This window comes from Acidovorax sp. Root219 (assembly GCF_001428665.1).
Lineage (GTDB): Bacteria > Pseudomonadota > Gammaproteobacteria > Burkholderiales > Burkholderiaceae_C > Acidovorax.
In genome coordinates, this window is record NZ_LMIJ01000021.1 from 48,530 (window position 1) to 70,687 (window position 22,158).

At 67.6% G+C, this 22,158-nt stretch carries 13 protein-coding genes; 6 read left to right on the plus strand and 7 right to left on the minus strand.

The window, feature by feature from the left end:
• Window positions 1–44: 44 nt before the first annotated feature.
• The 3 genes from ASE28_RS20285 to ASE28_RS20295 form a co-directional block, all read right to left on the minus strand.
• On the minus strand, window positions 45–755 hold the full coding sequence (locus ASE28_RS20285) for a hypothetical protein (RefSeq protein WP_235516180.1): 711 nt from the start codon (window positions 753–755) through the stop codon (window positions 45–47).
• Window positions 756–949: 194 nt separating this feature from the next.
• Window positions 950–1,987: a hypothetical protein gene (locus ASE28_RS20290; protein ID WP_157422063.1), complete on the minus strand. Its 1,038-nt coding sequence runs from the start codon at window positions 1,985–1,987 to the stop codon at window positions 950–952.
• Window positions 1,977–2,612: a hypothetical protein gene (locus tag ASE28_RS20295; protein WP_057268245.1), complete on the minus strand. Its 636-nt coding sequence runs from the start codon at window positions 2,610–2,612 to the stop codon at window positions 1,977–1,979. The genes ASE28_RS20290 and ASE28_RS20295 overlap by 11 nt, the downstream gene beginning before the upstream one ends.
• Window positions 2,613–3,036: 424 nt before the next feature.
• On the opposite strand from ASE28_RS20295, the gene ASE28_RS20300 reads away from it, so the two are divergent.
• The gene (locus ASE28_RS20300) at window positions 3,037–3,873 is read left to right on the plus strand and encodes a dienelactone hydrolase family protein (protein WP_057203408.1); all 837 of its coding nucleotides are present in this window, start codon (window positions 3,037–3,039) and stop codon (window positions 3,871–3,873) included.
• An 81-nt stretch (window positions 3,874–3,954) separates the two neighbouring features.
• Here the strand turns inward: ASE28_RS20300 and ASE28_RS20305 are convergent, their stop codons facing one another.
• On the minus strand, window positions 3,955–5,991 hold the full coding sequence (locus ASE28_RS20305) for a tetratricopeptide repeat protein (RefSeq protein WP_057268246.1): 2,037 nt from the start codon (window positions 5,989–5,991) through the stop codon (window positions 3,955–3,957).
• A 263-nt stretch (window positions 5,992–6,254) separates the two neighbouring features.
• Here ASE28_RS20305 and ASE28_RS20310 point away from each other — a divergent pair, with 263 nt between their 5' ends.
• Both ASE28_RS20310 and ASE28_RS20315 read left to right on the plus strand, forming a co-directional pair.
• Window positions 6,255–8,096, plus strand: a complete 1,842-nt coding sequence (locus tag ASE28_RS20310) for a hypothetical protein (RefSeq protein WP_057268247.1) — start codon at window positions 6,255–6,257, stop codon at window positions 8,094–8,096.
• Between the two features lie 102 nt (window positions 8,097–8,198).
• Window positions 8,199–10,013: a regulator gene (locus ASE28_RS20315; protein ID WP_082608181.1), complete on the plus strand. Its 1,815-nt coding sequence runs from the start codon at window positions 8,199–8,201 to the stop codon at window positions 10,011–10,013.
• A gap of 6 nt (window positions 10,014–10,019) precedes the next feature.
• Here ASE28_RS20315 and ASE28_RS20320 read toward each other — a convergent pair whose 3' ends face one another.
• Both ASE28_RS20320 and ASE28_RS20325 read right to left on the minus strand, forming a co-directional pair.
• Window positions 10,020–11,606 carry an amidase gene (locus tag ASE28_RS20320; RefSeq protein ID WP_235516181.1) on the minus strand — a complete coding sequence of 529 codons (1,587 nt, stop codon included), beginning with the start codon at window positions 11,604–11,606 and terminating at the stop codon, window positions 10,020–10,022.
• A 2-nt stretch (window positions 11,607–11,608) separates the two neighbouring features.
• Entirely contained in the window at window positions 11,609–12,580 is a 972-nt protein-coding gene (locus tag ASE28_RS20325; RefSeq protein ID WP_057268268.1) for a tripartite tricarboxylate transporter substrate binding protein, read from the minus strand.
• A 357-nt stretch (window positions 12,581–12,937) separates the two neighbouring features.
• Here ASE28_RS20325 and ASE28_RS20330 point away from each other — a divergent pair, with 357 nt between their 5' ends.
• Window positions 12,938–13,849, plus strand: a complete 912-nt coding sequence (locus tag ASE28_RS20330; protein ID WP_057268249.1) for a LysR family transcriptional regulator — start codon at window positions 12,938–12,940, stop codon at window positions 13,847–13,849.
• Between the two features lie 726 nt (window positions 13,850–14,575).
• On the plus strand, window positions 14,576–21,007 hold the full coding sequence (locus ASE28_RS20335) for a JAB domain-containing protein (protein ID WP_162262270.1): 6,432 nt from the start codon (window positions 14,576–14,578) through the stop codon (window positions 21,005–21,007).
• A 348-nt stretch (window positions 21,008–21,355) separates the two neighbouring features.
• Here the strand turns inward: ASE28_RS20335 and ASE28_RS32210 are convergent, their stop codons facing one another.
• Window positions 21,356–21,559 carry a hypothetical protein gene (locus ASE28_RS32210; protein WP_157422065.1) on the minus strand — a complete coding sequence of 68 codons (204 nt, stop codon included), beginning with the start codon at window positions 21,557–21,559 and terminating at the stop codon, window positions 21,356–21,358.
• Between the two features lie 57 nt (window positions 21,560–21,616).
• Between ASE28_RS32210 and ASE28_RS32215 the strand changes: the two genes are divergently transcribed.
• Window positions 21,617–22,114, plus strand: a complete 498-nt coding sequence (locus ASE28_RS32215) for a hypothetical protein (protein ID WP_157422066.1) — start codon at window positions 21,617–21,619, stop codon at window positions 22,112–22,114.
• The last annotated feature ends 44 nt before the right edge of the window (window positions 22,115–22,158 follow it).

Here is a 22,158-nt window from a genome sequence, read left to right on the forward strand (position 1 = left end):
CGCCATGCCGAATCAGGCCCGCAGGCCTGGCGGGCGCTGATCCGTCAAAAATCGTACTTGATGCGCGCGGTCAACATATTGCCGCGCTGCCCGTAGGTCTTGCCGTAGAGGTAGGCAGCCTGCCAGCCGAACTCGTGGTCGCCGAACTTGAAGCTGCCGAACAACGCCGGGCCTGCACGGTGCGACTGCTCGCGCCGCGGCGCCCAATCGTCCCACCGACCCACCTCGCCGAAGCCCTGCGCACCGAAGTGCAGATCTGGCCTCCAGCGGTGGCGCACCTGCCACTGGTACTTGAGCTGCGTCGGCCGCCGCGAGAAGCCGCCGTAGCCCTTTTCGAAGAACACATTGAAGTTCAGTTGCGTGCGGCCGATGTCGGTCTGGAAGGCCGGGCCGAACTCCAGTGTGTGCCCATCACCCAGGTGCTTGGGTGCCGATACCAGCGCGTGGATCGCCAGGTCGAACGGGCACTCCCCCTGGGTCAGCAGCACGTCGTTCTGCCAGTTCCAGCTCGACAGCGTGGTGGGCGTGTCGGACGCGGTGATCCAGCTGGCAATTACCTCGGTGTACCAGCGGGCGTTGACGTTCCAGCCCAGCCCCACCTCGGGCCACTTGGTCAGCGCCGAGCCCCGCGAGGCCACGGTCCAGTAGCGGAAATCAATGGTCATTTCACCGGGATCACTGTACGCGGTGACCACGTAGTAGCCCGGCTCCGCCAACGCGGCCCCGCCGGCCAGGGTGGCAGGGATGCACAACACGCGGAGTATCGAGCGCAACAACCGGGGCCTTTCCGGCACGCAGGCACATGGACAGCGCGCCCATGCGAATGGATGAACAGCCCATTGTGCGGGTCCCTGGCAGCGCGGTCGAGCGCTGTTACCTGGGTGAGGCCCTGGCGTTGCAAATGCGAGAAAGGCGCGGGCGCTCGCTCAGCAGCCCCTGTGGTGTGAACTCACCGCCCGTGCACCTGCTCCACATACAACCCCAGCCGGGAGATGCGCCCCGACACGGCAACCATCTCACCGGGGCCCGGCAACGTGCCCCGCACGCGCCCTTCCAGGCAGATGCGCGAACTCGTTCCCTTGAATTCAACCTCTGCAGATTGGTCGCAGCCTTTGGCCCCGGGTGAGAGTCTGCCCAGGGAAACAAGCCGCACCTCGGTGCGCGAGAAGGTGCCTAGCCCCCACCCCAGTGCCGCACTCCACCCCATGGGCGAGGCCACCAGCATGCCCGCAAAAATCAGGACCATGCAGGGATACACGAAAAGCCAGCGCACGAACCAGGTCGGGTACCGGTTCCGCAAACCGTGGCCTGCCCGCTCAGCGCAATACAAGGCCAAAGCGACAAGGGGCAGTGCAGCAAGAAAAATCCACGGTGCCACGGTGCCATAGCCCGCGCCACTGGACCAGATGAAGGCATCACCAAGAGCCATCCCAAGCATCCCGCCTGCAATCCCCAACATGCCGGCAACTGCCAGTGGTACGCTGACCGCCCTGGGCAGTGGCGGGCCTCGATGGGCCGGTTCGGCGAACCCATACTCTGCCCGGAGCGCCTGGATTCGGTCTTTTGCTTCTTGCAGACTCCGGTCCATTTCGCGCCGGTCTTCATCCAACCGGTGCAGCAAGGCCTCCCTGCGGGCGGTAGCGTCGGGATCCGGTGCCCTGTACCCCGGACGCCGCTCCTCACTGGACGTGGATTGCGCTTGCCCGGAGCGGCTCTCGCCGGCCGATGGTACGCTCCCTTGCCGGTCCCTCAAGTCTTGCATCTGGGCCTCGTAGAGCGCGTGCAGCCGTGCCTCGATGCGCTCAGTCGCCTGCGCATCCAGAAGCCCCTTGCGCTCCAGCGCGAGGCCTTCCCGCAGGACGCTCGCCACCTCGGGCCCCAAGCTGTCGATGGCATCGCCCGCACCGGGGCTCAGGGCCGGGTCCTGAGGCGCATCGCCGAACGCTGGCGACGATGCCGGTCCATGGGTAGAAGACTCACTTCGCATGGACCGACTCCACATGCACGCCCCAGCGCGAAACGCGACCGGACACCACCAGGATATCCCCCGCACGCGCCACTACACCGGCAGTGGCGGAGTGCACGCAGACACGGGCCATGGCGCCCCGAAGCTCCACGCTAGCATGCTGCTGGCAGCGGCCGGAGCGACGTGGTGCGTCCACCGACATGACGCGCACCTCCATGCGCGAGGCCGTGCCCGACAGCCCCCCCAGGTAGGCGAGCCAGCCCCAAGGCGCAGCGCCAACTGCAGCCGCCCCCAGCAACGTGGCAAAGGGGATCACCACCATGCGCCGCACGAACCAGGTGGGCATGTCCTCGTACAAGCGGGGCGCCCAGACCTCCGCCCGGCACAGCGCCCAATACCATGCGGGCAGTGCCGCCAGCACCAACCACGGGGTTGCCGCGCGCAATGCGGCGTTGCCCGTGGCCAGGAATTCACCGCCCCGCGACATCTCGAACCACGCGCCACCGAAGATGAAGACCAGCAGCGCCACCAGCGGTACGGCAAAGCGGTAGGGCAGCCGCAGAGGCCTTGCAGCCGGCCTGCTCAGCACTTTCTGGTGGAACCGCTGCTGAACCTTGCGCACCAGGTCGCGACGCTCTGTGTCCATCTGCCGTTGCACCTCGGTACGCACCCGTGCCTGGGCACGCTGGTGGGCCGCGGCGAGCTCTTCCCGGCTTCTGCGACGGGCAGGCGGCTGCTTCTCCTGCTCTGCGGTGCGATGGGGCGTGGTGGAGACGGTCTCCGGCAACGCTTGCGCCAGGGCCCCAGGACTGCTGTGGTCTCTCATGTTGTCGTCTTTGTTGTGGCTGAAAATTCCCTCGCAGCCATCCTAAGCGCAGCCCCTGAATCGGCAAATTTCGCGTTTGCCATGCAGGTTGTGGGTGCTTTGGGCCGCCCTCAAGACGAGGGAGCAAGCGCATGCAGCCCATGTGCCCAGGCACCGCACAACAGAGCCTGCAGCATTCCTGTTTGTCACGTACCATGGCACGCCCTGCCGCAACTGTTTTTGACCGAAAAGGAGCTGGACCACCATGTGCGATTCGAATGACGACCTCCACAAGTACACCCGCCGCGACTTCACCGCGTGGGCTGCGTCGGCCGGTTTGCTCACCGCCTTGCCTGCGGTGGCCAACGCTGCAGCGGTGGCCGAGCGTGAGGTGACCATCACCACGCCAGACGGAAGCTGCGATGCCTACTTCGTCGCGCCGACCTCGGGCCCGGCCCCTGGTGTGCTGGTGTGGCCCGACATCTTCGGCCTGCGCCCGGCTTTCAGGCAGATGGGCAAGCGCCTGGCAGAGTCGGGCTACAGCGTGCTTGTCGTCAACCCTTTTTACCGGCAGAAGAAGGCGCCTACCGCAGCACAGGGCGGCCAGACGCCGATTGCCGAAGTGATGCCGCTGATGCAGGCCCTGACGCCCGCCATGCACTTGAGCGACGGCAAGACCTTCGTGACGTGGCTCGACGCCCAGGCCGAGGTGGACAAGGCGCGCAAGATCGGCACCACCGGCTACTGCATGGGCGGGCCGATTGCGGTGCGCACGGCCATGGTGGCTTCGGGCCGCGTCGGTGCGGTGGCCAGCTTCCATGGCGCCGCCATGGTGACGCCAGCGGCTGACAGCCCCCATCGGCTGGTGGCACAGACCAAGGCGCAGTACCTCATTGCGATTGCCGAGAACGACGATACCAAGGACCCCGAGGCCAAGGCCAGCCTGCGCACCGCGTTCGACAGCGCCAAGCTGCAGGCCGAGGTGGAGGTCTACCCCGCCGCCCACGGCTGGTGCCCGTCCGACTCGCGGGTCTACGACGCCGCCCAGGCAGACCGCGCCTGGGCACGCCTACTCGCCACCTTCGGCAAGGCACTGGCCTGATACCGGGCTGGACGCATGCATCCCGGGCGCTGCAGCGTCCGGGCATGCATGTGCCGGGCTGCCGCACGCCCCTTGGCTCTCTCACTCCCGCCCGCGAAACGACCGGAACAGCATCCACACGCTCACCGCCATGCCCACCATGGGGATGGCCGCTACCACCGCCACTGCGGCGCGCGCGGCAGGCGGCCAATCGAAGTCGCGCCCCGTGCGCCAGGCGCCGAAGGCGGCGATCAGGCCCATCACGGCCATGCCCGTGCGAAAGCTCGCACCCTCCTTGAAGAACAGGATCAGCAGCACCACGTTGGCCGCGCCAATGAGCAGGGCCAGGTGGCCCAGGTGCAGGGAGAAGGTGGTGCGCTGGTAGCTGCGGTCGCGCTCCGGCATGCGGTCGCCGTCATCCTCGCCATCGTCCTGCGCCAACTGGCCGCGCGCTCGGCCCGGCGGCGGGCTTTGCGGGGATGCGGCAGCGGCCGGTGGAGTCGGCGCGCCGCCGGCGCGGCCCCAGTCCGTGCCAGACAGCCCGGCCGCTGCGGCAGCGCCGACACCAGCCGCCACAGCGGCGCCCGCCGCACCCTTCGGGGGCGCGCCGATGCCTCCCGCGCCGGCCTGCAGCCCCTTCTCGCGCAGCACGGCGCGCAGGCGGCCTGGTTCACGCAGGGCCGCCACCAGGGAGCGCACGGGGCCCTGCTCATGCGGCGCAATCTTCAGGTCATCCACCCGCATGGTGGTGCCGCGCGTGTTGGCCAGCATGAACAGCGCCTTGGCGACCTGCTTGTCCCTGGGGCCTCCGGTGCCGTTCTCGATGGCGACCCCAAGGTTGTAGGTGCCGTCGGCATGGCCGGCCTCGGCCGCCTGGGCATACCAGTCGCGGGCCTGAGCCAGGTTCACCAGGCCGCCGTCGCGGCCGTGCTCGTCCAGCGTGCCCATGTAGAACGCCGCATGCGGGTTGCCCTCGCGGGCAAACCAGCCCACCAGGTCACGCAGCACCGATCCGGTCCACACCACCGGGGCTGTGGCGGGCGCCGACGGTGCCATGGGCGCCAGGCTCAGGCCGCCGGGGGATTCAGCCTCTTCCTTCGCCTGCCGCAGCTTTTGCTCCTGCTGCCACTGGTCCCTGGCTGCTGCATTCCATTTGGCGGCCTCGGCAATGTCCACCGGGCCGCCCCAGCCGCGCTCGTGCATCAGTGCCAGCAGCCGCTTGGCGGGCTCGTGGTCCCAGTCCACGGCGCGCTGGCACCAGTAGCGGGCGTTCTCGTAGCTGGGCTCCTCCCAGCCGATCACCGACTCCAGCGCGGTGTAGAAGGCCGCCAGCTCGTGGCCCATCGACGCCGCAGCCTTCATGCCATCCGCCGCCTCGATGCGCTTTCGGGTGTACAGCAGCATCTGCTCGTTGTGCACATAGGCATCGTCCACCGCCTTGCGCTCGCCATCCACAACCGTGAGCAGCATGCTGCCCGATGCGGATTTGAGGCGCGCCATCAGGGTCTGTATGCGCCCTTTGGCCTCGACGGGAAAGCGCTCGTAGAAGGCCTGCGCGTCCTGCCGGGTCGGCGCATCGTGCGCGCCCAGCAGCTGCAGCGCGGCCGCCAGGTCAAAGTGCCGGCGCTGGCCCATGGTGCCAAAGCGCAGCGCGCGTCCCATGGCATACAAGGCGTGCAGGTTGCCGCGCGCGGCATGGGCGCGGTACCCGGCCCAGGCCGTGGCATCGTCGCCAGCCTTGCGGGCCTGCTCGGCGCGCTTGAGCTGCAGGTCCGGCTCCTCGGGCACATCGCCATTGCCCAGGTAGTGCACGCCGCTTTGCGGGTCGTACAGGTTCAGGCCCAGCCGGGTGGCCTGCGCCCAGGCAAACTCGAAGGCATCTTCCCAGTGTTCGGTGCGGGTGTTGATGCCAAAGCCGAGCGTGGCATCTTCGGTGACGCCTTCTTCGCTGCCGTCCAGCCACACGTCCATCGCTTCGGGGTAGCGCTCCTGCAGCGCCCTGCCCCACACCAGAAATCGGGGGTTCTGCCCCGGCGGCGGGGTGGCGAACACGCGCTCGAACTGCGCGTCGGCCTCCGCCTTGGTGGCGGGCCACGGCCAGTCGGCCGGCTTTTCCCAGAGCTGCAGCGTGTAACTCATCCTCGGTGCCCTCCCCAGGCTCAGCAGTGTTTGTCGCGGATTTTAGGGCGACAACGCAAGCTCTTGTTGCGTGCTGAAAGGCCAGCCGTCGCGGGCCGGCAACGCCACCGGGCGCAGCGCCGGACCCCTTGCAAAGGCCAGTTTTGCGGCACTTCGTTACATCGACCCTGTGATCGCGGCCACATGTGCTGCGGGCCCTTCGTTCCTAGAATGGCCGAAAACACATTGAGAGGTTGAGGACTATGGACGACAGACACACCCCGATGCTTGCATCGCGACTGGTGCGCAGGGCACTTGGCATCGCAGCGCTGCTGCTGCCCGCTGCCTTCACACCATCAGCCTCCATGGCCACCACCGTGAGCGTGGGCCACAGCCACGGTTGCTCGGTGCCCGACACCCACCAGCCCACCTGCTGGGGCAGCCTGCCCATACAGGACCAAGCGCCTGACACGGTGCTCGACGTACGGGCCGGGCGCGATTTCAGCTGCGCTCTGATGGCGGGCCGCACCGTGCGCTGCTGGGGCAACAACGATTTCTCGCAGTTGGGCGTCAACTCCCCCTCCTCCGCCGGCCCGAGCGTAGGAGGCCTGTGGCGCATCACGCAGCTGGCCGTAGGCGCAACGCATGCCTGCGCCCTGCTCGACACCCAGGCCTACTGCTGGGGTGACGGCAGCCGAGGGCAATTGGGTGCCGGCAGTGCTGCCAGCTCGGCGGCGCCCATCGCGGTGGAAGGGTTGTCCAAGGCCGTGCACCTCGCGGCGGGCCAGGGCGCCACGTGCGTGGTGCAGTGGGACGCCAAGGTCGCCTGCGTCGGCCTGGGCAGCGAGCTCTCCGGCGGCCTCGATGAGCCCCGCGTGGCACGCACCGTGCCCGGTATCACCGATGCACGCGAGGTTGCACTCTTCGACGGCCATGCCTGCGTGCTGCGCGCCGGGGGCAAGGTGTCGTGCTGGGGGCAAAACAGCCATGGCCAGTTGGGCATACCGGCCGGTGGCGACATCCAACGCAGCCCTGTCGAGGTGACGAACCTGGGCGCTGCGGCCAAGGCCGTCACCGTGGGCAACGGCTTCAGCTGCGCCCTGCTGGTCAACGGCACTGTGAAGTGCTGGGGCAACAACGCCAACGGCCAGCTGGGCACGGCCCTGGGGGGTGCCGCCACCGGGCTGGTCACCGGCATCACCACCGCCACCGCCCTCAGCGCCGGGCAGACAGCGGCCTGCGTGGCCTTGCAGGGTGGCTACGTGCAGTGCTGGGGCCAGGGCGCGGGTTGGGGCAACGGCATCTGCGGCACACTGGGCGGCACCTACCCGGAGCACCCCGCTTCGTGGGGGCCCATCGTCGACATCGCCATCTGCCGTCCGCCTGGCTCGTTCGCGCCCCTGGCCATCAAGGCCCTGGGCGTGGCCAGCGACGCAGGCCAGGTGCTGGACTGGGCTGAGAAAGCCATGCCCGGCACCTTCCAGGCCCAGGCGTCCAGTGATCCCGATCCAGGCAATACCCAGTTCTACCTGCGCCAGTACCCGGGCGGGCACACGCTGGGCGTCAACGCCCACGGCACACCGCACCTGCTGTACCTGGGGCCCATCAGCGAGGGCCGGCTGCTCGACTTGGGCCCGCTCGACCGGTGGCTGAGCGAGGCGCGCCAGGAAGAAGGCACCAAGAGCGGCATGCAGTTGCAGGCCGCGCCCTACCTCAACCTCATGCCTGGTGTCGCCTTCATAGACAGGATCCCCAGCCCGTGCAGCTACTTCCTGGTGCCCTTTGCCATTCGCGGCGGCGCGAACGGCCTACCCAAAGGGCTGGTCGCCACCAGCGTGCGGGTGCAGAACACCAGCGGCACGAGCATGGAGTTCCCCATCCGTGGCCTGGGCCAGTATGCGAGCGAGCGCCTCATCACCGAGACGGACTGGGTCACGCAGCGCTTCCTCCAACCGGGCCAGGCGATGCCGGCCGGTATGAAGCTGGAGACGGTGCTGAGCGACATCGCCGAAGGCTGCCCCGTGGCCGTGCGCCCGGACGACGAGGTGGGTGTGACGGTTCTCTACTCCCTGGGCGGCCGCAAGGGGCAACTGCGCACGCGGGCCAAGGTGGGGGCGGCGTACTGAGTTGCACGCCCCTGCGCACAGCGCTCTGCAGCATCAACGTCCACCATCCCGACATCTTTGCCCCGGCGCGTTTGCGCTTTCCCGCCTTCAAGGACCATGACCATGCACAGCACAACCAGCGCGCCGCGGCTTCTCCAGAAAATGGTGCTCCTAACCGCAGCGCTGCTGCTGTCCGCGGCCTTTGCGCCAACGGTGGCCATGGCCACCACTGTGAGCATGGGCACCAGCCACGGCTGCTCGGCGGCGGACACCCACAAAATCACCTGCTGGGGCAGCCTGGCCGCCCCTGACTTCGGCCCCTATTCGATCAAGGATGTGAAGGTGGGGCGTGACTTCAGCTGCGCCCTGCTGACCAATGCATCGGTCAAGTGCTGGGGGAGCAACGATCTACAGCAACTGGGCGGGCCACCCGTGCCCGAGACCGTCGCGCGCTACTACAACGCCGACGCCATTGCCGTGGGCGCAACGCATGCGTGCTTTCGCTTTGTCACGCGCATCTCGTGCTGGGGCGATGGAAGCCAGGGGCAACTCGGCAGGCACGTGCAGACCCAGATAGGCACGGAAACAGCGGTGGATGGCCTGTCGGACGTGCGGCACGTAGCGGCTGGTCATGGCAGCACCTGCGTGGCCCGGCTGGACGGCAAGGTGGTCTGCGTGGGCGCCGGCAGCGGGCTTGCGGGGGCTGCTGACGACCCGCGCCAGCCGCGCACCGTGCCGGGCATCTGCGATGCGCTGGAGGTATCGCTTTTCGATGGCCACGCCTGCGTGCTGCGATGGGGCGGCAAGGTTTCCTGCTGGGGCAACAACCGCTATGGAGAACTGGGCGTGCCGGCAGGCAGCGGCCCGCTGACCACGCCGGTCGAGGTGACAGGCCTTGCCGCCGCCGCCAAGGCCGTGGCGGTGGGCAACGGCTATACCTGCGCCTTGCTGGTGAACGGCACCGTGTCCTGCTGGGGCAACAATGCCAATGGGCAGTTGGGCACGGGCCTCGCCGGAGGCACTGCCGGCCAGGTCACGGGCATCACGGACGCCACGGCCATCAGCGCAGGCAGAACAGCCGCGTGCGCCGTGCTCGAAGGCGGATACGTGCAGTGCTGGGGCGAAGGCGCCGGCTGGAACAGCGCCCCCTGCCGCATGACCACCAGCTTCTACCCCGGCGTGCCCGCCACCTACAACCCACCCCCCGATCTGGCCATCTGCCTGCCCCAGGGCTCTGCAGCGCCCATGGCGGTGCAGGGGCTGGGCCCTGTGCACGACGCGGCGCTGGTGCTGGACTGGGCAGAAAAGACGATGCCGCAGACCTTTGCGCCGCAGGCAGCCCAGGTGCCCGCGCACATCGACGGCCCCTACTACCTGCGCGAGTACCCCGGCGGCCACAAGCTCGCCGTCAACGGCCACGGAACTCCGCACCTGATGTACCTGGGGCCGGAAAGCGGCGGGCGGCTGCTTGACCTGGGGCCGCTGAGCCAATGGGTGTTCCAGGCGAGCCGGGACGCGGGCATCGCCAGCGGCATGCAGCTACAGGCTGGCCCCTACGTCGACCTGATGCCCGGTTCGGGCCCCTGCTGGGAGATGATCGTCCCCCATGCCATCCGGGGCGGAGCACAAGGCCTGCCCGATGGACTGGTCACCACCGCCGTGCGCATCGAGAGCGGGGGGCAGTCCATGGAGTTTCCGATCCGAGAGCGGCACCGCTTCACCGTGCTGACCACGGCGACAAACTGGCTCTCACAGCAGAGCTTGCAACCAGGCCAGCCGGTTCCCCCAGGGATGAAGCAGGAGCCCATCTACTACGGCGCAGCAGAGGGATGCCCCACCATCGGCACCTCGGGCGAGGTGGATGTCATTGTCTTCTACACCCTCGGGCAGAAAAAGGGCCTGCTGCGCGCCAAGGCGAAAGTCGGCTCTGCCGCGTAGACTGCATCACACCACCGACACCGACGCAGCAGCCCCCTGCGCCGCCGTACCCAGCACCGGCGGCATGGTCACAATCGACCGCAAATCCGGCACCGCCCGCCGCAGCGCCGCCAGATCCGGCCGGGGCCGGCGCAGCTCGGGCTTGGCCGCAAACGCCCGCTCCAGCGCCAGCGATGCCCCCAGCACCTGGTGGTCCTGCCTAAAACCACCCACGATCTGCAGGCCAAACGGCATGCCCGCATGGTCCACGCCGCAGGGCAGCGACAGCGCCGGGTGCGTCATCAGCGTGACCACATAGGTCAGGCTCAGCCAACGGTAGTAGGTGGCCTGCTGCTCGCCGTTGATGACATCGGCATACAGCTGTGTCCACGCGAAAGGCGACACGGGTGTGGTGGGCGACAGGACCAGGTCGTAATCGGCAAACGTGCGCTGCGTGGCCTGGATGATGCGCGTCTGCTCGGCCTGGGCCCAGGCGCTGTCGAGCAGGCTCATGCGCTTGCCCATTTCGTAGTTGGCGCGGGTGTTGGGGCCCAGGCTGTCGGGGTCGCGGTCGTAGGCGGCCTGCATGCCGGCGACGAAGGCCTCGGCGCGCAGCACGTCGAAGCAGCGGTGGGTATCGCCCAGGTCGAATTTCACCTCGTCGCAACTGCGAAACAGATGGCGCATGGCCGCGATCTTGCCGCGGAAGCTGGAGCGTATGCCCTCGTCCACCGCGCAGGTGCCAAAGTCTTCGGTGTAGGCCACACGCAGGCGGCCCAGGTCCACCTCGGGCGGGGCGAGGAAGCCCATCGCATCGAGCGGGTAGCTCAGCGGGTCGCCCGCGTGCATGCCGGCCGATGCGGCCAGTTGCAGGCAGGCGTCTTCCACCGTGCGGCCCATGGGGCCGACCACCGAGATGGGCGTCCACCCCAGCGGCTTGCGCACGCTGGGCACCACGCCCGGCGAGGGGCGAAAACCCACCACCCCACACTTGGCCGCCGGTATGCGCAGCGAGCCCCCGGTATCGGACCCCGTGCACACCGGCAGCAGGTCACACGCCAGCGCGGCCGCCGAGCCACCCGACGAGCCCCCGGCATTGAGGTTGGGGTTGAACGGGTTGCCCGTGGCGCCCCACACCGTGTTGCGCGAATTGGCGCCCGCGCCCAGCTCGGGCACATTGGTCTTGCCGGCCACGATGGCACCGGCCCGGCGCAGGCGCGCCACGAGCTCGATGTCCTGCGTGGGCACATGGTCGCGGTAGATGGCCGAGCCCCAGGTGGTGAGCAGGCCCTCGGTGGGCTCCAGGTCCTTCACGCCCAACGGCAGGCCGTGCAGCAGGCCCAGGGGCGCAGTGCCATCCACCACGGCCTGCTCGGCAGCGCGCGCCTCGGTGCGGGCGCGGTCGAAGCAGGTGGCGGTGACGGCGTTCACGAAGGGGTTGATGCGTTCGATGCGGTCGATGCAGGCATCGAGCAGCTCGACCGGCGAGATCTCCTTACGCCCGATGAGCCGGCGCAGCGCCACAGCGGATTGCTCCACCAGCGCGTCGCCGGGGCGGCTGGAAGTATCTGGGCGGTCGGGTTGAACGAGGGTGGACGAAGCGGTATCGGGCATGGTCAGTCTGCAATGATGTTGGAGCGGGCGGCCACGGCACGCATGGCGGGCAATTCGCGCTGGATCAATTCGCTGGCCGCAGCGCCGCTGCTGAACGCCGGCTCCATGCCCTGCGCGGTGAGCTTGGCCTTGGTCTCGGGATCGGCCACGGTGGTGGCCAGGGCCTTCTCCAGCTTGGCGCGCACCTCGGGCGGCAGGCCCCTGGGCGCGGCCACCACCAGCCAGGTGTCCAGGTTGATGTCGGGGTAGCCGGCCTCGGCCAGCGTGGGCACGTTGGGCAGCAGCGGCGAGCGCTTGGCCGTGGTGACGGCAATGGCCTTGATCTTGCCGGTCTTGAGCTGCGGGATGGCGGCGCTCACCGTGTCCACGGTGAAGGGCACCTGCCCGCCCATCAGGTCCGTCATGGCCGGGGCGCTGCCCTTGTAGGGGATGTGCGCCATCTTCAGCCCCGTGGCCTGCAAAATGGTCTCGCCCGCGAAGTGCGCCGTGGTGCCGCTGCCGAACGAGCCGTACGAATACTTGCCCGGCGCCGCCTTCACGTAGTCGACGAACTGCTTGACGCTTTGCACCGGCACCTCCTGGTTGGCCAGCAATATCAGCCCCGTGCGGCCCGAGATGCCGATGGGCTCGAAGCCCTTGACCGGGTCGTACGGCAGGTTGCTGCGGATGGCCGGGTTCACCGTGAAGGTGGTGCCCGAGCTCATGAGCAGCGTGTACCCGTCTGCCGGCGCTTTGCTCACGTAGCTGGCGCCGATGATGGTGCCCGCCCCCGCGCGGTTCTCGATCACGATGGGCTGGCCCAGCGCCTGGCCCATGCGCAGCGCGATCACGCGGCCCAGCACATCGGTGGCGCCGCCCGGCGGGAAGGGGATCACCAGCGTGATGGGCTTAGTGGGGAATGCGGTTTCAGCCGCCTTCGCGGGGGCACTGAACGCAGCCAGCGCGGCCACGCTGGCCAGGCCGGCGAACAGCATGGCGTGCAGGCGGTGGGCACGCGCAGGGTTGGATCGGGTGGCAGACAGCGGCATCGGTGTTTTCATGAACAGCATTCCTGAAAGAGAGGTCGGTTGGTCGTCAGCGTCACATCCACGCCATGCAGCCATGGTAGGAGGCGGTATTGAATGCAACAAGCGCAATGTTTAGAATTGTCGATTGCCGAAAAAGCAATTGAACCAGATGCCCCCTGAGTCGCTTCGCGCCTTCCCCCTCAGGGGGACGCCCCCAGTGCGGCGGGGCGGCCCTTGCACGGGGGCACTGGCTCTGGCCGCGCCAGTTGCATGGGCTGCGGGCAACGCATAGCGCGATAGATAACTGAACCGACAGGAAACCCCATGGCCAGCCACATCCTGCAAGAGACCGCCGTCCGCTACTTCCTCGAAGTGGTGCGCGCCGGCTCGGTGAAAGACGCCGCCCTGCGCCTGAACGTGGCCCCCTCGGCCGTAAGCCGGCAGGTGGCGCGCCTGGAGCGCGAGATGGACACCCTGCTCTTCGAGCGCCAGGCGCGCGGCATGGTGCCCAATGCGGCAGGCGAGCTGCTGGCCGCGCACGCCAAGCGCGTGCAGCAAGACAACGAGCGTGTGCTCAGCGACATATCCGCCCTGCGCGGCCTGCGCAAAGGCTTTGTGCGCGTGGCCAGCGCGGCCGGCTTTGCCTACGACCTGCTGCCCACGCTGATCGCGCGCTTCGGCGAAACGTATGAGGGCATCCGCTTTCACTTGGAGATGTGCGCCCAGGGCGACGTGCCGGGCCGCATCCGCGACGGCGAGGCCGACATCGGCATCACCCTGAGCGGCCTGCCCGAGCCCGGCATCAAGCTCGAGCTGCGCCACCCCTGCCCGGTGCTGGCCGTCATGTCGCGCCGCCACCCGCTGGCCGCGCAGCGCCAGCTATCGCTCAGCCAGGTGGTGGCCTACCCGCTGGCCCTGCCCACGCCGGTCAGCTCCATCCGCCAGTTGCTGGACACCAGCTGCAGCCGCCAGGGCCTGCAGTACGCCACCGCCATCACCAGCAACCACGCCGACTCGCTGGTGAGCTACGCCGCCACCGCGCTCGAATCCATCGCCTTCTACGGCGAACTCTCGGTGCGCACCCGCCTGCAGTCGCTGGAGCTGGTGGCCATTGCCCTGCGCGACCGCGAGATGAACGAGCGCTACCTGGAGGTGCAGACCCTGGCCGGCCGCGCCCTCCCCGCCGCAGGCAAGGCCTTCGTGCAGTTCCTCACCGAGCACATCAGGGCCGGGTAGCGGCGGGCGGGCGGGCGGGTGGGTGGGGGTTGGCCCCCCGCCCTGCTGCATATATGCCGGCACTCCCCAGCGGCTGATCCGCGCGCCAGAGTGGTCTCGTACCACCAACCTCCGCGCGGAGCCCTTTCCATGAACCTGTACGAACTGGCCTCGCAAGACGAGGCCTGGGGCGCTTTCACCCTCGACGACAACGACGACGGCACACCGTTGTCTGCCTGGCCTGCGGACCCGCCCGCCTCCATGCCGCCCGGCCCAGTACCTCTTGACGCAGCCCTGGAGGCTGCCGCCCGCGAATACGGGGTGGACGCCGACGTGCTGCGCGCGCTGGGCCACGGCGGCTCGGTCGATTCCATTTTCGACACCGCAGCCTCGCTGCGCTCGCGCCTGGAGGCCTTCGATGGCGACTACGCCCAGGCCCTGGCCTCCCACCGCCGGGAAGAAGAGGGCAACGCTGGCGATGCCTTGGCGGCACCGGCCGCTGCACCCCTCTCGCCCCCAACGCAGGCCGATGCGCAGGTGCCCGCCCCGGGGCCTGCACCGACGCCGGCCCCCTCGGAACGGCCCAGGCCCGCAAGGCCCCAGGCAGCCGCGCCCGTGCCGGGGGCGCCGCCATCGCAAGCCGCAAGGCCAGACCAGCCCCCTGCCCCGCCAGACGCCAGGCTGGGCGCCGCCGACGACCCGCGCAGCCTGCTGTACCGCCAGGCCCCGGCGACGCAGAAGCCTTTCGTGGATGAGGTGAAGAGCCAGCTGGCGTCGGGTGCGAAGACCCTGGCCCGGATGCTGCCGGGCATCGGCGCCGCCGCACGATGGGTGGCCACCCAGCCCGAGGCCACCGCCGGCAAGGCCACGCCAGCCAGCGTTGGCAGCGTGCTGGAACGCGCCGCACCGCCTGCGGACTTGCCCAGCGCCAGCTTCGCCCCGGTGCGGCCCGAGGTGCGCCAGGCCTTTGGCAACGCATGGAACGCAGCCAACCCTGAAGACCGCCAGCGCATGCAGTCCATGCCAGGATGGCAGGGCCAACTCGCACGCGAGAGGGCCGCGCAGTTCGCGCGGGCAGACGAAGGCGCCCTGTCGCGCTCGCCCACCGCAACCCTGCTCGATACCCGCGCCGAAGGCCGCACCAAGGCACTGATCACCAAGGGCGAGCACCCCGACTTCGCGCGGCGCGCGGCCAGTGAAGGCGCAGCCGCAGGCGTCGCACCGGGGCAAGAGATCAAGGCCCTTGGCGGCACGGTGCAGCCTTCCACCTACGACTTCGACACCAAGAACCTGTTCGACCCCGACCGCCCCGCCAACCTGCTCAACAACGCAGTGGTGCGCGGCGTCGCCAAAGGCGGGCTGGGCCTGGGCAAGGGTGTGATGGGCTTGAGCCAGGCCATCGAAGACCTGACCGGCGCAGACGATGCAACCCGGCAACGCACCGCAGACCGCGCCACCTCATTGCGCGGCATGGAGCAGGCCATTGGCGAGCGCGGCACGCACCTGCAGCGCAACTTCGAAGGTGCCGTCAGTTCCATCACCCAGCAGTTGCCCATGCTGGTCACGGGCAGCTTCGTACCGTCGCAGTTGCTCAGCATGGGCGGCATAGCGGTGCAATCGTTCGGGCAGGAGTACAGCGACGGCAAGTCGCGCGGGCTCGACCCGCAGCAGGCGGCCGGGCGCGCAGGCGCATTCGCCGCCTTCGAGGTGATCGGCGAGAAGTTCGGCTTCAAGGGCAACATGGGGGCCATCCGCAAGGCCACCGCCGGCATGCACGGGGATGCGCTGGCGGGCTTTCTGGCCAACCTGGTCAAAAAGGAAATCCCCGGCGAGGTGCTCACCACCACCGGCCAGTTCGCCGTGGACAAATGGGCCCCCGCCGGCATGGCGCTGAACCCGAACGCCACGCTGGGCGACTACGTCCAACAGCTGGGCGACACCATCACCCAGACCGTGATGCAGGGCGCAATGATGAGCGGGGGACGGCGCGTGCTGGGAGGTGGTGTGACGCAGCCCGCACCGCGCGTACAGGACCAATCCACCGCACCGCACGCACCCCAGGCCGGTGAAGGGACCTATGAGGGAGGCACCGGCAACACCACCGCCCCCACTCCAGCGCCCTCATCAGGCTCCACGGCACCAGCAACGGGCTACCACGGCGAGCCCGTGCCCAACACCACCCAATGGTCGGACGTAGCCGCCGCCGACAAGAAAGCCCGAGCCGAAGCCGAGATACTGCGCCAGGCCGAGGCCCTGCCGGCACAGGATGCTGCAACCGGCGCGGCGACCACACCAAGCCCTGCCGCCCCATCGGCCACGCCCACGATGCCCATGCCGGCATCGACGGACGGCAACAGCAGCGGCACACAGCAAGGCGCCAACGCCTTGCCGCACGGACAGGTCAACAGCGACGCAGATCAGGCAGAGACAGCCACCCAGGCAAGCGCCGCCGATCCCGCAACCAATGCACCCGGCACCCCAGCTCCGGCCCCAACGCCTTCCGCTGCGAACGCTGAAGCCGATGCCAGCGCCGCAGCCACAGACATAGCGCCAGCCACTACCCAGCACGGCTCGGCCCACCACACGGCAACGGCACAGGTCCAGCCCCCGGCCTCCGCCCCCATAGACGCACAGGTCCAGGCCCTTGACTCCGGCATGCTCGTCATCGGCGGCATCCTGGCGCACCTGCAAGCAGGCGGCGTGCGCGGTGCCGAGCCATTCGCGGGCGTGACCGTGGTGCCCGTCGACCAGGCGGCACTGGCGCAACGGGTGCTCAGCCGCCCACTCGCCGTCACGGCTGGCCCGCAGGTGGGGAGCGGGTCTCAGCGCGCATCGGCAACGGCCACCCTGCCACAGGCCAGAGCCGCCTCGCGGTTCGCGCCCGCAGACCCTCGAGGTGGAGCGCCAACGGCTGGCAGCTCCAAGGAGGGCTCCAGCGATGTGGGCGCCGGCGCCTCACGCACAGAGCATGGCTCACCGGCGAATGGGGGAGCATTTCAGCCTGCGCCAGTCATGCAGATGCAGCGCGACGGCACGCTGATGGTCAAAGGAGACCCCGCACAGTTGCAGGAGCGCCTGCGACAAGGCGGCGTGGACCGCGTGCTGCGGCGCAAAGGCGGCGTGGTTGTCGGGCTCGATCAAGTGGGCAAGGCGCGGCAGTTGCTGGGCGGCCTGCAGCCTGCGCAACCTCACAATCCTGCACCCAGCCAAGGCAAGCTCGTTGCAGAGAGCTACCGCAGCGGCTACAGTAGTGTCAATGGACGCGTTCAAGAACCAACCCAGCCCGACGATGGACTCGGACCCACTCAAGGCGACGCCCGAGCGGCCGGCGATGGTGCTTTGCGGCGGGGTGGTGGAGCACCCTTACCGCATCGGACCGCCTCTCTCGTGGGAGTCGGATTTGCCGGGCGAATGGAGCCAGCCGACGACCAAGGGAGCAGCCAGGGGATTCTGCGGCGGGATGGAAGAACATCCCTACCACGTAGGACCGCCGCTCTCGTGGGACTTGGAATCGCCGAGCGAATCGAACGCTCCGGCAGCCAATCCCTCCTTGGCGAGCAAGTAGACAGCCCGCAACGCCTGGCCGAGCTGGCCCAGGTGTATCGCGATCCCCGGTTCGAGACGTTCCGGGTTTTCTTTGTCAAGGACGGCGTGGTGGTGCATGCCACCGGCGTTAGTTCCCGCATGCCTGGCACAGCGCCCATGGCTCCTGCTGGCGTCAGCGAGCAAGAGTATGTGAACCAGATGCGCGACATCAAGCAGAAGACTGGGGCGGACTCTTACTACCTGCTGCACAACCATCCGTCGGGCAATCCCACGCCCAGCCCTGAGGACGTTGGACTCACACGCATGCTGGGGGCGCATGTCCCGGGTCTCGTGGCTCACGTTGTCATCAACAGCAACAAATACGCCGTGATCGACGCTGCGAACCAAGGCAGAGAACCTGCCGACATGGTGCGCTACCAAGACTTCGGCGAGGACAGGCTGCTCAAGGCCAGCAAGCCCATGGCGGTATTGGGCGAAAAGATGGCTGGGCCAGACGACCTTGCCATCGTGGGCAAGTCCATGCAGCGGCCAGGCTGGATCACGCTCATCGGCACCGGCGCGGATGGCAAGGTGCGCGCGATCTCCGAGGCCCCAGCCAGCATCCTCACGCGCAACTATCCCTACCTCGCGGCCACCGTGCGCCGCTTCATGCGCCAGTCAGGCTCGGGCAGCGTTTTCGCGGTAGGCGACGCGGGCGACATAGGGTCCAAGCCTGTGCGCGATGCACTGGCCGCCGGCATCCTGCATGACGCGCTGCCCGATGCAGGGCGCACACTGCACCAGCAGGGCGTGCATACGGGCGGCAAAGGCTTCTCGCTGACCCGGGGGCGCCGGGTCGCCGAGGGCGAACCTGGGTCGAGCGCCCCAAGCGCCGTGAGCATGCACACGCAGCGCGACGGCACGCTGATGGTCAAGGGCGACCCCGTACAGCTGCAGGAGCACCTGCGCCAAGGCGGCGTGGAGCGCGTGCTGCGGCGCGAGGGCGGCGTGGTTGTCGGGCTCGACCAAGTGGGCAAGGCGCGGCAGTTGCTGCAGCAGCAGCCGCCACGCACCTCGGCCTCGGCGGACCACTCTCTGCCCTCCCCCCTTTCGGGCCAGCAGTTCAGCCGCAACGCATCAGCAAGCAAAGCCGAAGATGGACCTCCGCCTGCCAGCCGCTACAGCACCCGTTCAACGCTCCCCAAGGCGGAGCTTTCGCTTGAACGCATCGACCAGGTGATCCAGGAGACTCTTGCGGGGGTTGCTGGTGCGCCACCAGTCAAGGCCGTGGGCAGCCCCGGAGATATCGAACTCGTCGTGCCTGCGGAAGTAATGGTATCGGGCATTACCCTCGGGAGTGGGGATATCTATGTGTTCCAGTCGGGCGTAGGCTCGGACCTGGACGTGCGGCTGGTCGTTTTCCATGAACTGCTCCATCGGGGTGTGCGCTTTCTGGTGCCACGCGCGCAGTACGTGCAGACCATGCTGGACCTGGCGGCAAGCGACACGCGGGTTCAGCAGTATGCCAATGAGTGGAAGCGCACTGGCATCGTGCCGCAACAGCGTGAGCAACTGGCGCGCCTTGGATACACAGGCAGTGAACTGCAAGGGCAGTTGGAGGCGATGGCCATTGAGGAAGGCCTGGCACGGATATCCGAGGAGCTGAATGTCGATTTGAGCATGGGAACGCGCTGGAAGCCATCGCGCATCCGAGCACTGGCGCAATGGTTGGCCACCGTGGCTGACAAGGCAGGCATGGCCAAGCTGGCGCGGGCCATAAGAGCCATGACCTACAACGAGGCCGAGCGCTTTGTGATGCGGGCAATCGAGCATGCGGGGCGCAAGGATGGCGATGCCCAAGGCAACAGCCAAGCCCGGTTCAACACCACATCCGCACACCAGTCGCAGGGATCGGGTGCAGCCGGTGCAGGTACGTTGCAGTTCTCTCGAACTGCAGCGACCAAAACTGCCTACGAGGCCCGAATCGATGCATTGTTTGCGGGAGCGCCAGCAAACAGAATCGGCGTCACTGTTCTGGACTCGTCTGACATGCTGGGTTTGCTTGGATACGCGGCAACACCACTGTACTTGCAGGAAAGCAAAGTCTTGCAAGGACAGTTCAAGCATCCCCACATGACTGCTGCTGAGTGGATGAAGGTACCGCAATGGCTGGAAAGCCCAGCTGCGGTTTTTGATTCGGATACCGTTGCAGGAAGGCTGGTGGTGGTCGCCCCAGAGACAGTGCAAGGTTCGCATGTACTCATGGTCGTAGAGCCTGACGCGGAAATCGGCTCCGCGGCGCTGCGACTGCATTTACTGGTCAACGCATACGACAAGGACGACGGGCCGCCGCCCTATGGCCGCTGGTTGAGGGACGGACTGGCGCGGTATGTCGACCAAAAAAAGTTCCCGACCATCTTGGCGCAGGCTGGGCTCCGATTGCCCAGTACGGCGGTCCAAAACAAGCCGGGAACGCGACGGATTTTATCGGAAAAGCACTTGGCTGGCTACCGCCGCGCACAAGGCGAAGGCCCTGGCGCGCGTCCAGGCGCCCACACCAGCCAGGGCCTGCCCTCCCAGCCCGCCACCGTGCAGTCCGTAAAGGCTGCCGTGGCCAAGCTCACGAACAGCATGGGCCTGCTGGCAGAGGGTCGTGGCCGCGTGGTGGTGGCCACCTCAGCAGATATCCAGGCGCACTGGGAGCCTCTGGTCGGCGAAGTCGATCTGGGGTCGCCGGTTTCGGGCTTGGCACAAGGTTTCTACGACCCCAACAGCAAGACCGTCTTCCTCATCGCCGATCACATCGAAGCCGGCCAGGAGATGGCCGTGGCCGCGCATGAGCTGGTGCACAAGCATGGCAAGGCGGTGCTGGGAGAACAAGGATGGAAGCAACTGCACGAGGTGATCGGCAGTTGGGCGAACAGGCCCAAAGGGAGCCTGGAGCGCCGGGTCTACGACGAAGCCATGGCACGCGTGCAAGCTTCGCGTCCAGACAGTGCAGAGCCGGGCACCTACAGCAGCGAAGAACTGTTTCCCTACGCCGTGCAGGTGGCGATGGAGCTGGGCGTGCAACCTACGGCGCTCATGCCAGCCAACTCGGTGCAGGGCTGGTTGGCGCGGGTGCGGGCATCGCTGCAGGCCTTGCTGGGCAAGCTGACCGGGAATCCGCAGGCTTTCGATGGGCAGGACCTGGTGGATTTGGCGTTTGGCATTGCGCAGCGGGAACGCTCCACACGCGACGATACTTCTGGTGCCGCAACTGACCTTGTGCATGGAACGGCCCAACGCACTGCCTTGTTGTTCAGCCGAACACGTGTTCCGAAGGTGCGCGAAGCATCAACCTTCAGCGAAGCACGCGAGGCGGTTAAGCAATTTCAGGGCAAAGAGCTAACCAACGAGTCCACTGGCCTCAAGGCAGTGGTATCGCGCAATTCACTCGACAAGATGCTCAGCGGCAAGGCGGTGGCCAAGTCCGAGACACCCGCTACGCATGCCATGGCCGTAGCCAATGCGGACAGCTTGTTTGAGCATGCAATCCTGGGTTGGAGCAAGCAGGACCGAAGTGACGACGTGAACATTCGGGCAGTTCACCGCTTCTTCGCACACATGCAGGTGAATGGACGCTCAAAGCTGGTCAAGCTGACCGTTAAGTAAACGGGGCAAGAAGGACGGGCCAACCCACTGTACACAGTGGAGGCGGTGGAACTCAACGAGCATGTGCCCAGCGCCCAGTGGTTGGAAGCTGCAGCCCGCGAGGACGGGCTGGAATTGAACACAAAAGATCCCCAGCGGGGGGAGTGGGTTGGCGAGATAGCCGATCCACGAAAGACCGACCCTAGAACAACCCTCTATGGGGTGCAGCTCCCGGCTCGCGCCGTGAACCACTCCGCTGGGGACCTGTTCAGTTTAGCCCAGGAGATAGAGCGGCGCAATGCGCGTGGGGACGCTGCCGGTGATGCGACGCCTCGGTTCAGCACACGCAGCAATGACCAGGGCCCAGGCCTATCGCTTGAACAGGTGCAGCAACTTGTGCAGCAGGCTTTGTCGGGCCTCCGGAACCCGCCACCAGTCGATGTCGTGCTGCGGGCCGCTGACCTGGGGATAGTCGCGCCGGAAGGTGCAATGGGTGTATGGACGGGGAATCGGCTTGCCATCGTCGTCGAGAATCATCGGCAGGTCATACAGGTTCGAGAGACGGTTTTTCATGAGCTGTTCCATGCGGGGCTGCGCAACATCTTGCCCCGGCGTGATTATGTGCAGGCCATGCTCGATCTGGCAAAGCGCGACGCCAGAGTGCACCAGTACGCGATGGACTGGAAGAAGGACGCTCCTGAAGCGGCGATGCAGCTACAAGCCCTGCGCGATGCCGGGTTCGCCGGCAGCGAGCTGACAGCGCAGTACGAAGCCCTGGCCATCGAGGAAGGCCTGGCCGTGGCGGCCGAGGAACTGCGCGGGCGCATGCAGGCAGGCTTGCGTCTCGGAGAGCAGGTGCGAGTGCTTGCGGGTTGGCTGGCCAGCGTTGCCGACCGCATGGGCATGAACCGCCTGGCAGATGCCATCCGGGCGATGACCTACAGCGAGGCCGAGCGCTTTGTGATCCGCGCCATCGCCACGCGGGAGCGGCAAGCGGCGAGATGGAGAACTCTGGCCGGGCACGGTTCAGCACCCGCCGCGCACAAGCTCCGCAAGCCGGTGCTGCAACTTTTTTCGCGCAGCCAACCGACTCAGTGCAGATGCAAATCCAGCGCGACGGCACGCTGATGGTCCGAGGCGATCCCACACAGCTGCAGGAGCGCCTGCGCCAA

Coding starts and splice junctions, on each gene's coding strand:
- ASE28_RS20290 (WP_157422063.1), bottom strand. CDS start 1,987: ATGCGAAGTGAGTCTTCTACCCATGGACCGGCATCGTCGCCAGCGTTC.
- ASE28_RS20295 (WP_057268245.1), bottom strand. CDS start 2,612: ATGGACACAGAGCGTCGCGACCTGGTGCGCAAGGTTCAGCAGCGGTTC.
- ASE28_RS20300 (WP_057203408.1), top strand. CDS start 3,037: ATGTGCGATTCGAATGACGACCTCCACAAGTACACCCGCCGCGACTTC.
- ASE28_RS20305 (WP_057268246.1), bottom strand. CDS start 5,991: ATGAGTTACACGCTGCAGCTCTGGGAAAAGCCGGCCGACTGGCCGTGG.
- ASE28_RS20310 (WP_057268247.1), top strand. CDS start 6,255: ATGCTTGCATCGCGACTGGTGCGCAGGGCACTTGGCATCGCAGCGCTG.
- ASE28_RS20315 (WP_082608181.1), top strand. CDS start 8,199: ATGCACAGCACAACCAGCGCGCCGCGGCTTCTCCAGAAAATGGTGCTC.
- ASE28_RS20320 (WP_235516181.1), bottom strand. CDS start 11,606: ATGCCCGATACCGCTTCGTCCACCCTCGTTCAACCCGACCGCCCAGAT.
- ASE28_RS20325 (WP_057268268.1), bottom strand. CDS start 12,580: ATGCTGTTCGCCGGCCTGGCCAGCGTGGCCGCGCTGGCTGCGTTCAGT.
- ASE28_RS20330 (WP_057268249.1), top strand. CDS start 12,938: ATGGCCAGCCACATCCTGCAAGAGACCGCCGTCCGCTACTTCCTCGAA.
- ASE28_RS32210 (WP_157422065.1), bottom strand. CDS start 21,559: ATGAAAAACCGTCTCTCGAACCTGTATGACCTGCCGATGATTCTCGAC.
- ASE28_RS32215 (WP_157422066.1), top strand. CDS start 21,617: ATGCTCGATCTGGCAAAGCGCGACGCCAGAGTGCACCAGTACGCGATG.